The sequence below is a fragment of the Streptomyces turgidiscabies Car8 genome (assembly GCF_000331005.1).
GTDB lineage: Bacteria > Actinomycetota > Actinomycetes > Streptomycetales > Streptomycetaceae > Streptomyces > Streptomyces turgidiscabies.
On the sequence record NZ_AEJB01000568.1, the window covers coordinates 1 to 9,896 of the forward strand.

The 9,896-nt window shown below is 71.2% G+C and carries 9 protein-coding genes; 5 read left to right on the forward strand and 4 right to left on the reverse strand.

Annotated elements, in window-relative coordinates; genetic code table 11:
* Positions 1-43: 43 nt before the first annotated feature.
* The 3 genes from STRTUCAR8_RS40285 to STRTUCAR8_RS40295 form a co-directional block, all read right to left on the reverse strand.
* On the reverse strand, positions 44-1,873 hold the full coding sequence (locus STRTUCAR8_RS40285) for a glycoside hydrolase family 18 chitinase (RefSeq protein WP_006382150.1): 1,830 nt from the start codon (positions 1,871-1,873) through the stop codon (positions 44-46).
* 129 nt (positions 1,874-2,002) lie between these two features.
* Positions 2,003-2,677 (reverse strand): response regulator, encoded by a 675-nt coding sequence (locus tag STRTUCAR8_RS40290; RefSeq protein ID WP_044473726.1) that lies wholly within the window; start codon positions 2,675-2,677, stop codon positions 2,003-2,005.
* Complete coding sequence (locus tag STRTUCAR8_RS40295) at positions 2,674-3,882, reverse strand: sensor histidine kinase (RefSeq protein ID WP_044473727.1); 1,209 nt, start codon at positions 3,880-3,882, stop codon at positions 2,674-2,676. Before STRTUCAR8_RS40295 ends, STRTUCAR8_RS40290 begins: the two co-directional genes overlap by 4 nt.
* Positions 3,883-4,043: 161 nt before the next feature.
* Between STRTUCAR8_RS40295 and STRTUCAR8_RS40300 the strand changes: the two genes are divergently transcribed.
* Positions 4,044-4,637 carry a hypothetical protein gene (locus STRTUCAR8_RS40300; RefSeq protein WP_006382153.1) on the forward strand — a complete coding sequence of 198 codons (594 nt, stop codon included), beginning with the start codon at positions 4,044-4,046 and terminating at the stop codon, positions 4,635-4,637.
* Complete coding sequence (locus STRTUCAR8_RS40305; RefSeq protein WP_006382147.1) at positions 4,634-4,831, forward strand: DUF5708 family protein; 198 nt, start codon at positions 4,634-4,636, stop codon at positions 4,829-4,831. Before STRTUCAR8_RS40300 ends, STRTUCAR8_RS40305 begins: the two co-directional genes overlap by 4 nt.
* A 23-nt stretch (positions 4,832-4,854) precedes the next feature.
* Here STRTUCAR8_RS40305 and STRTUCAR8_RS40310 read toward each other — a convergent pair whose 3' ends face one another.
* The gene (locus STRTUCAR8_RS40310) at positions 4,855-5,427 is read right to left on the reverse strand and encodes a cob(I)yrinic acid a,c-diamide adenosyltransferase (protein WP_006382146.1); all 573 of its coding nucleotides are present in this window, start codon (positions 5,425-5,427) and stop codon (positions 4,855-4,857) included.
* A 210-nt stretch (positions 5,428-5,637) separates the two neighbouring features.
* Between STRTUCAR8_RS40310 and STRTUCAR8_RS40315 the strand changes: the two genes are divergently transcribed.
* The 3 genes from STRTUCAR8_RS40315 to STRTUCAR8_RS40325 form a co-directional block, all read left to right on the forward strand.
* Positions 5,638-6,486: a 3-hydroxyacyl-CoA dehydrogenase family protein gene (locus STRTUCAR8_RS40315; protein ID WP_006382152.1), complete on the forward strand. Its 849-nt coding sequence runs from the start codon at positions 5,638-5,640 to the stop codon at positions 6,484-6,486.
* A 222-nt stretch (positions 6,487-6,708) separates the two neighbouring features.
* On the forward strand, positions 6,709-7,032 hold the full coding sequence (locus tag STRTUCAR8_RS40320) for an STAS domain-containing protein (protein WP_006382151.1): 324 nt from the start codon (positions 6,709-6,711) through the stop codon (positions 7,030-7,032).
* A 222-nt stretch (positions 7,033-7,254) separates the two neighbouring features.
* Positions 7,255-9,896: ATP-binding protein (locus STRTUCAR8_RS40325; RefSeq protein WP_006382154.1), on the forward strand; the 2,642-nt coding region annotated here is incomplete at its 3' end.

Below are 9,896 nucleotides of genomic sequence, written 5' to 3' on the forward strand. Positions count from 1 at the left end.
CCGCCTTTCGTGCCGTCGCGCTGTTGTGCTCTCGTGCCGGTGGTTACGCCAGACCGCCGCTGATCGCGTTCACCAGCTCCCCGTTGCTCGTGTCTCCGCTGAACTCCCAGAAGAACGCGCCGCCCAGGGACTGGTTCTTGGCCCAGGACATCTTCCCGGCGATCGTCGCGGGGGTGTCGTACGACCACCAGTTGTTGCCGCAGTACGCGTACGCGGTGCCGGCGATCGTGCCGGTGGCCGGGCAGGACGACTTAAGGATCTTGTAGTCCTCGATGCCCGCCTCGTACGTGCCCGGTGCCGCGCCGGTCGCCGTGCCGCCGGGGGCGGACTGGGTGACGCCGGTCCAGCCTCGGCCGTAGAAGCCGATGCCCAGCAGGAGCTTCGCCGCCGGGACGCCCTTCGCCTTCAGCTTGGCGATGGCGTCCGCGGAGTTGAAGCCGGCGGCCGGGATACCGGCGTACGAGGTGAGCGGCGAGTGGGGGGCGGTCGGGCCGTCCGCGTCGAAGGCGCCGAAGTAGTCGTACGTCATCACGTTGTACCAGTCGGCGTAGGCGGAGGCGCCGCCGTAGTCGGCCGCGTCGAGCTTGCCGCCGGAGGAACCGTCGGCCGTGATGGCCGCGGTGACCAGGTAGTTCGCCCCGAACGTGGTACGCAGCGCCGACAGCAGGTTCTTGAAGGCCGGCGCACCTGAGGTGTCACAGGTCAGGCCGCAGGCGTTGGGGTACTCCCAGTCGATGTCGATGCCGTCGAAGACGTCCGCCCAGCGCGGGTCCTCGACGACCGCCTTGCAGGAGGCGGCGAAGGCGGCCGGGTTGGCGGCGGCCTGCGCGAAGCCGCCCGAGTAGGTCCAGCCGCCGAAGGAGTACAGCACCTTGATGTTCGGGTACTTGGCCTTCAGCTGGCGCAGCTGGTTGAAGTTGCCGCGCAGTGGCTGGTCCCAGGTGTCGGCCACGCCGGAGACCGACTGGTCGGCGGTGTAGGCCTTGTCGTAGGCGGCGTAGGTGTCGTCGACGGTGCACTTGCCGTCCTTGACGTTGCCGAACGCGTAGTTGATGTGGGTGATCTTCGACGCCGAGCCCGAGGTCACCAGGTTCTTGACGTGGTAGTTGCGGCCGTAGACGCCCCACTCGGTGAAGTAGCCGAGCTTGACCTTGTTCCCGGTGGGCGGGTCGGTGGTGCCGCCCGTGGTGCGCACGGCGACCGCGCCGCTCACCGGTCCGGTCTGGTCGGCGGTGTCCCGGGCCTGGACGGTGTACGAGTAGTCGGTACCGGCGGTCAGGCCCGTGTCCGTGTACGAGGTGGCCGTCACCGTCGCGACCTTGGTGCCGCCGCGCAGGACGTCGTAGTTCTTGATGCCCTTGTCGTCGGTGGCCGCGCTCCAACTCAGCTTCGCCGAGGTGTTGGTGACGCCGGAGACGGTGGGAGTGCCGGGCGCGGAAGGGGCGTTGTCGCCCGGGACCGAGCCGCCGTCACAACTGCCGCCGTTCAGCTTGCAGTTGGCGGGGGAGCCGGAGCCGCTGCCGTTGAAGCCGAAGGAGACGGTGGCGCCGGGGGCGAGGGTGCCGTTCCAGGACTTGTTCCTGGCGGTCCAGTGGGCGCCACCGGAGGTGACGTCCGCGTCCCAGGCCGAGGTGACGGCCGTGCCGGAGGGGAAGTCCCACTCGACCGTCCATGAACTGATCGACGTGGTACCGGTGTTCTTGACCGTCCACTTGCCCTCGAAGCCCGTTCCCCAGTCCTGGGTCTTGGCGTAGGTCGCGGTAGCCGATGAAGCCGCAGCGGCCGCCTGTGTCGGGCTCGCCAGGCCCACCAGGGTGGCGAGCGGGAGCAGCAGGGTTGTCAGGCCTGCCGTACATCTTTGTCCGAAGCGCATGCCGCGCCTCCTTGGAGGTGTCAGGGGGGCGCGACTGAGCCTTCGCACCCACAGTGCCGCGAGAATAGGAAGGTCTGGACCACGGGTCAATAGGTCTGGACCACTTCGCGGAAAGCCTCCCCCGAACCGCTAAACCCCCAACTCCTGCGCCAGCACCGCGGCTTGCACTCGGCTGCGCAGCTCCAGCTTGCCCAACAGGCGGCTGACGTGCGTCTTCACCGTCGCCTCGGCCATGTCGAGACGGGTCGCGACCTCCGCGTTGGACAGTCCCTCGCCGAGACACGACAGCACCTCGCGCTCGCGCCGGGTGAGGGCGTCCAGGACGGCGGGGTCGGCCCTCGGCTCCCGGGCCGGCCCGGCGGCGAACTCGGCGATCAGACGCCGGGTGACCGCCGGAGCGATCAGGCCCTCGCCGCGCGCCACCGTCCGGACGGCGTCGATCAGGTCCTTCGCCTCCGTGTCCTTCAGGAGGAAACCGGAAGCTCCCGCGCGCAGCGCCCCGAACACGTACTCGTCGATATCGAAGGTGGTCAGGACGAGCACGTCCGCCAGGCCCTCCGCGACCACCTGCCGGGTCGCCGACACCCCGTCCAGGCGCGGCATCTGAATGTCCATCAGCACCAGATCCGGCCGTAGTTCACGGGCCAGCGCCACCGCCTGCTCCCCGTCCGACGCCTCCCCGGCCACCTCGATACCGGGCGCGCTGCCCAGGATGAGGACGAGCCCGGCCCGTACGGCCGACTGGTCCTCGGCGACGAGCACCCGGATCGCCCGCTCCCGGTCCACCCGACCTGACTCCGTCATACGCCTTCTCCTCCTCCTTCTCGTTCTGCCACTCGTTCCGCCTCGGTGAGGGGCAGCACCGCGCGCACGGCCCAGCGGGCGCCGTCCGGCCCCGCCGTGAAGGTCCCGCCCAGCAGCGCGACCCGCTCCCGCATCCCCACCAGGCCGGCGCCCGAGCCGGGCGCGCGCGGGCTGGCGTGATCGCCGTACGGGCTGGTCACGGCGACGCTCAGCGAACAGTCCCGCCGGGTCAGCGCCACCGAGACCCGGCCGGGGGAGGCATGCTTGAGGGCGTTGGTCAGGGACTCCTGGACGATGCGGTACGCGGCCAGCTCGACCGGCGCAGGCAGGACGGCGTGGTCGGTGTCGGCGTCGAGGGTGATGTCCAGGCCGTTGGTGCGGGCGCCGTCGACCAGCGCGCCGAGGCCGTCCAGTGTCGGGGCAGCCGCCGGTTCCAGGTCGCCACCGCTGTCGCGCAGGATGCCGATCAGGCGGCGCATCTCGGCCAGTCCCGCCACGCTGTTCTCGCGGATGACGCCGAGGGCCCGCTTCGAGGTGTCCGGGTCGTCGAGGGAGAGCGCGGCCGTGGAGTGGATCGCGATAGCGGAGAGGTGGTTGGCGACCAGATCGTGCAACTCCCTTGCCATCCTTGCCCGTTCGGAGGTCACCGCCTGGGTGCGGTCCAACTCGGCCAGCAGCGCGGTCTGTTCGGCACGCAGCCGGGCGGAGACGGCGGCGTCGCGATGGTTGCGCACGATCAGGCCGGTGGCGGCTGGAGTGAACGCCACGATCCCGACGACCACACCGACGAGCAGCGCCTGCGGCACCCGCCAGACGGCGAGGGGCACGATCGCGGTGGCCACCGAGAGCAGCCCGGTGATCCAGGGGACCCGGCGGGCGGTGGCGGGCGGCCCGTACAGGACGGCCGCGTACACGAGGTCCGTGAACATCACGACAGTGACCAGGTTGCCCTGCGTGAGGACGTCCACGGTCAGCGCGCCCGTACCGACCAGCAGGCCCGTACGCGGACGGCTCCGCCGGAGCAGCTCGCAGCCGGCGGTCACGACCAGCGGCAGCAGGATCGGCCAGCGCCCGTCCAGGAGGACGAGCGGGTCACGGGCCGTGCGGGTGCCGAGACCGACGCCCCAGATCAGCAGACCGCCGAGCAGCCCCGCGAGCGCGATACGCACGTCGTCGCGGTGCGGGCGGGGGAGTCGCTGGGCCATGCCTCCATCCAACACGGCCCGGACGCCGCCCGCCTGATCCTCGGGAACGGTCCCGAACTGCATCTTTCGATGTACCGGGACCTCCTCACCGCCGACGACGAATCGGGCACCGCCGGCCGGGAGCCTGGAGGGAGGACGCATTCCCCTGGGAGGAGCGAGTCGTGATCGTCGCGTTGATCATCGCCTGCGAGGTCGGCTTCTGGGTGCTGCTGGCGCTCGGCCTGACCGCGCGCTATCTGCTCAAGTGGCGCCGCACCGGCGTGGCGCTGCTGCTCTGCGAACCGCTGCTGGAACTGGTGCTGTTCGTCGTCACGGCGATCGACCTGAGGAACGGCGCCGAACCCGGCTGGGAACACGGCCTGGCCGCGCTCTACATCGGCTTCACGGCGGGGTACGGCCACTACACGATCCGCTGGCTCGACGGCCACGTCGCCCACCGCCTGGCCGGCGGCCCGCCCCCGCAGAAACCGCCCCGGTACGGCATGGCCCGGGCCCGCCACGAGGGCCGCCTGTGGCTGCGTACGGTCGTCATGGCCGCGGTCGCGTGCGCGCTGCTCCAGGGCGCCGTCTGGTACGTCGGCGACGGCGACACTTCGTCCCTGCGGTCCACCCAGGGGGCGGCGCTCCGGATGGCCGGCATCCACGGTCTGATCGCACTGACGTACACGATCTGGCCCAAGAAGGCTCCTGGCGGGCCCTCAGACGCCGAGAGCGCCGGCCGGGTCACCTTCGAGAAGCAGAGCGCGCGCCGATGAGCGGGGCGACGAAAAACCTGCTGGAAGGCGCCGCGACCCTGGTGATCGGCCTGGTGCTGTGGCAGTTCGCCGGGGGAGTCGATATTCCCTTCGTCACCCTGACGAAGGTGGGCGTGGTCCTGATGTGCGTCGGCGGGGCACTGCTCCTGACAGGACTGTTCCAGAGGGCACGCCCACCGAGGGGCAAGCCGTAGGGAGATGAGGTCGCGCGGCCTCCTCAGCGTTCCCCGCCCGGAACCCAGAGCACGTCCCCGACCTCCTTGTTGGCCGTGCGGGCAAGAATGAAGAGCAGGTCCGACAGGCGGTTCAGGTAGGTCGCGGTGAGGGGGTTCATCACCTCCGCGTGGACCTCCAGCGCCGCCCACGTGGAGCGCTCGGCCCGGCGTACGACCGTGCACGCCTGGTGCAGCAGGGCCGCGCCGGGGGTGCCGCCGGGCAGGATGAACGAGCGCAGTTTGTCGAGGCCTTCGAGGAAGTGGTCGCAGTCCGCCTCCAGCTTGTCGATGTAGGACTGCTCGACCCGCAGCGGAGGGAACTCCGGGTTCTCGGCCACCGGCGTCGCCAGATCCGCGCCCACGTCGAACAGGTCGTTCTGCACCCGGGTCAGCACCTTGACGACCTCCGTCTCCAGCCCGCCCAGCGCGACGGCGGTCCCGATCACCGCGTTCGCCTCGTTGGCGTCGGCGTACGCCGAGATCCGCAGATCGGTCTTGGCGACCCTGCTCATGTCCCCGAGGGCGGTGGTGCCCTGGTCGCCGGTTCTGGTGTAAATGCGCGTCAGATTGACCATGCGGCCAGGGTAGTGACGACCTGCCCCGACCGCTCGACCAGGACCTGTCCTAGCCGTCCGAGGGGCCGAATGAGCCACGTCGGTGTGATGTCCGCCTGATGAGACGTGACGCGCATTACTTACCGGTCACACAGCCCCTCACGAGCGCTAGGGTCCGCCGAAGAGGCCAATGCACGAGGTACATAAACAGCGCGTCAGGGGAGTCGCACAGTGGCACGGAAGCTTGCCGTCATCGGAGCCGGCCTGATGGGTTCCGGCATTGCCCAGGTCTCCGCCCAGGCGGGCTGGGACGTCGTACTGCGCGATGTCACCGACGAAGCGCTCACCCGTGGCACCGACGGCATCAAATCCTCGTACGACCGGTTCGTGGGCAAGGGCAAACTGACCGCGGCCGACGCCGAGGCCGCCCTCGGACGCATCACCGCGACCACCGACCTGGACGCGGTCGGCGACGCCGACATCGTCGTCGAGGCGGTGTTCGAGAAGCTCGAGGTCAAGCACGAGATCTTCCGCGCGCTCGACAAGATCGCCCGCGAAGACGCCGTGCTCGCCTCCAACACCTCCGCCATCCCCATCACGAAGATCGCCGCCGTCACCGACCGCCCGGACCGGGTCGTCGGCGCGCACTTCTTCTCACCAGTGCCGATGATGCAGCTCTGCGAGCTGGTCCGCGGCTACAAGACCAGCGACGAAACCCTCGCCACCGCACGGGAGTTCGCCGAGTCGGTCGGCAAGACCTGCATCGTCGTCAACCGGGACGTCGCCGGTTTCGTGACGACCCGGCTGATCTCGGCGCTCGTCGTCGAGGCGGCCAAGCTGTACGAGTCCGGTGTCGCCACCGCCGAGGACATCGACCTCGCCTGCAAGCTCGGCTTCGGGCACGCCATGGGCCCGCTGGCCACCGCCGACCTCACCGGGGTCGACATCCTGCTGCACGCCACGAGCAACATCTACACCGAGTCCCAGGACGAGAAGTTCGCTCCTCCGGAGCTGATGCGCCGGATGGTTGACGCCGGTGACATCGGCCGAAAGAGCGGGCAGGGCTTCTACAAGCACTGAGCAGTACCGGGCGGTACCGACAAGCGCCGAGACGTATCGCCGCACAGCAGTACCGCACGTAGTCAACAGGTACGGAAACCGCACGAACCCCTGGGGTATCACCCTGTGGGGTGAATTGAGTATCGGTTCGCTCACAGACGGCAACCTGACCGCCCCAAAGGCAGTCAGACGTTGCATCACCTACCGACGCGGAGCACGACACACGCACTCACGGGAGCGCATATGTACATCAGGGGCGACCACGCCGAGCTGGTCGTCGGGGGCCGCCTCGACGTCCGCAGCGCGGCGGACGCCCGTACGGTCCTGCACACGGCCGTCGACACAGGCGTCGGCGATCTCGTGCTGGACCTGTCCGAGCTGGACTCCTGGGACGCCACCGGGCTCGGGGTGATCATGGGAGCCCACCGGCGGTGCGGGCGGTGCGGCCGGCGGCTGGTGCTGCGCGACGTACCACCGCAGATGCAACGTTTGCTGGTGGCCACCCGGCTGCACCGGATCCTGGCGATCGAGGGCGGCATCGGGGTGGAGTCACTGCCCAGAGTGTGAAAACGCGCTTCGCGCACAATCCTCACGACACTGTGACGTCTCGGACGGCGCGGTACCCCGGCCTGTCATAGATACTGTGCGAAGGTTTAGGGTTCGGTCGCCCGCTGCCTGACATCCCACGAGCGGGCCCGGACCAGAAGCGACAGCGCAGTGTGCAGCAAGGCCGGGAGGGGCCTGGGTCCCGTCGACCCGCACACGACGCTTTTGGGGGGCTTGAACCTTATGGACCCGAACAGCCAGGGCTCCGAGGAGTACGGCCATGACGCCGACGGCAGCACGCCGCGTCAGCGCCCGCCTCGCGACGCCCTCACAACCGACTTCGGTCAGCACACGCCGGCGCTCGCCCGCACGGCGCAGCTCGTCTCGGGTGACTATCTGCTCACCGTCAACCCGGTCGACGGCAGCGAGATAGAGGTCTGCCCGCCCGGCGAACGGCCCGGCCGGCCCGTCAAGCTCACGGCGGCCGAGCGCACCGAGATCACCCGCGCCGCGCGGCCATCCGTACCGCCCGGGCCCGCGCGGCCCGAACTGCCGCTCCTGGAGCGCGACGGCGAGCGCGAACGGCTGGTGCGGCTGCTGGCCCGCGGCCGTTCCGTACGCCTCACCGGCCCGGCCGGCTCCGGCCGCACCACACTCCTCGACGCCGTGGCCGCCGACTGCGCCGACCTCGCCCCCGACGGCGTGGTCCGCCTCACCGGCCTCCACCGCACCCAGACCGACCTGCTCTACGACCTCTTCTACGCCGTATACAACGCGCCTCTGTACCGGCCGGAACCGGACGAACTGCGCGCCCTCGTCCGGGAGGCCGGCGCGGTCGTCGTCCTCGACGACGTGGAGTTCGGCGGCGCCGCGCTCGACGAACTCCTCGACGCGACCCCCGAGTGCGCCTTCCTGATCAGCGCCACCCCCGACGTACCCGCCCCGTCCGCCGACGCGCTGATCGAGGAACTGTTCCTCGACGGCCTCGACCGGGCCGGCGGTCTGGAGCTCCTCGAGCGCGCCGTCGGCCGGGTCCTGACCGAGGAGGAGGCCAACTGGGCCGGCGACCTCTGGTTCGAGTCAGAGGGCCTGCCCCTGCGGTTCGTCCAGGCCGGCGCCCTGCTCAGGCAGCGCGACGGACTGCGGGCCCGCGCCGACGCCTTCGACGACTTCGGCGTCTTCGAGGACGTCCCGGCCGACACCCCGGTCGACGCGGCGTTCGACTCCGGCGACGAGGACGACGTACCGCTGCCCTCGCTCGCCGAGGGTGCCGCGCCCGCGCCGCTGCTCGCGTCCCGGCTCAGCGCGTCCGCCCGGGACACCCTGCGGTTCGCCGTCGCGCTCGGCGGTGAGGTGCCCCACCAGGCCCATCTGCCCGCACTGGTCGGCGACACCCACGCGGACGCCGCCCTCGGGGAGCTGCTGGGCTGCGCCCTCGTGTCCCCGGTCGGCTCCCACTACCGGCTCGCGGCCGGGGTACGGACCCAGCTGGAGGCCGCCGGATACGGCGAGGGCGCCCAGGACCGGGCGTTCACCGCCGCCCAGCACTACGCCTGGTGGGCAGGCCACCCGTCCGTCACCCCCGAGCGGGTGAGCGCCGAGGCCGACGCCCTGCTCGCCGCGCTGGCCGTCCTGGTCCCCGAGACCACGCCGCCGGGGGAGGGCGAGGAGAGCACGGCCGTGCAGCTGGCCCGCACGGCGGCGCCCGCCTTCGCGGCCGGCCTGTACTGGAGCGCCTGGGAACACGTCCTGCTGCTCGGCGCCGAGGCCGCTCGGCTCGCCGACGAGGTCTCGGAACAGGCCTATTTCCACCATGAGTTGGGCATCCTCGCGCTCTGCGGCGAACAGCTCGACCAGGCCCGTACGGAGCTGGAGGCCGCCATCGGCCTGCGCGGCGCCGTCGCCGACAAGCGCGGCACGGTCGCGGGCCGCCGTGCCCTCACCCTGGTCGCCGACCGGGCCGGTGACACCCCCGGCCCCGGTTCCGGCCCGGGTTCCACGGCGGGCGAGGAGGTCCCGGACGCGCGGTACGAGGAGTCGGCGTCGCCTCCCGGTGGCGTCCCGGCGGTCTTCGGGGCCGCCGGTTATCCGCCGCTGCAGCCGTCGGGCACCGGTTCCGGTTCGGCTTCCGGTACCGGTTCCGGCTACGGGGGCGGTGACTTCGCGCCGACCGTGATCGCGTCCCGGTCCGGGGGCGGCGGGGCGCACAAGGTGTCGGGCGTCCAGCGGCTCGTGGGCGGTGCCCGGCGCAACCTCGTGGCGGCCGGCGCGGGCGCCCTGCTCGCGGCCGTGCTCGGCACGGTGGTGACCCTGGGCGCGACGTCGAACCCGGGTGACACACCGTCCGACCAGGTGGGCGTCAACCCGTCCGCCAGCGCGGGCAGCGACGACGACAGCCTGGGCGCCGACAAGGCCGACAACGGCGACGGCGACAGCAACGGCGACACCGGTATGGCCACCAGCCGCCCGACCGACCCGGGTCCCGACGGGACGATGGGCACCTCGGACGACCCGACGCCGCCACCCACGGACGGCGAGGAGCCGTCGGACGACCCGACGGGGACGAAGACACCGGGAGGCGGGAGCACCGGGGGCGGGAGTACGCCGTCCACGTCGTCCTCGCCGTCCACGTCCGCGTCGCCCACCTCCAAGCCGTCGACGCCGGCCTCCCCGACGCCGACACCGTCCGGCTCGACGTCGCCTACAGGGACCCCGACCGGGGGGCCGACCGACGACCCGACCCCGTCGCCGTCCACCCCGGACACCAGCGACACGGCGAGCGGCCCGGCCACCAGTCCTGCCCAGACGGTTGTCGCGAGTGATCCGGCGAGTGCCCCCGCCGACACCACCGCACCCGCGTCGACCGCCAGTACGGCGCCGGTGAT

Bases quoted from the DNA above. Each gene is read 5' to 3' on its own strand.
- STRTUCAR8_RS40285 (WP_006382150.1), bottom strand. From the start codon at position 1,873: ATGCGCTTCGGACAAAGATGTACGGCAGGCCTGACAACCCTGCTGCTC.
- STRTUCAR8_RS40290 (WP_044473726.1), bottom strand. From the start codon at position 2,677: ATGACGGAGTCAGGTCGGGTGGACCGGGAGCGGGCGATCCGGGTGCTC.
- STRTUCAR8_RS40295 (WP_044473727.1), bottom strand. From the start codon at position 3,882: ATGGCCCAGCGACTCCCCCGCCCGCACCGCGACGACGTGCGTATCGCG.
- STRTUCAR8_RS40305 (WP_006382147.1), top strand. From the start codon at position 4,634: ATGAGCGGGGCGACGAAAAACCTGCTGGAAGGCGCCGCGACCCTGGTG.
- STRTUCAR8_RS40310 (WP_006382146.1), bottom strand. From the start codon at position 5,427: ATGGTCAATCTGACGCGCATTTACACCAGAACCGGCGACCAGGGCACC.
- STRTUCAR8_RS40320 (WP_006382151.1), top strand. From the start codon at position 6,709: ATGTACATCAGGGGCGACCACGCCGAGCTGGTCGTCGGGGGCCGCCTC.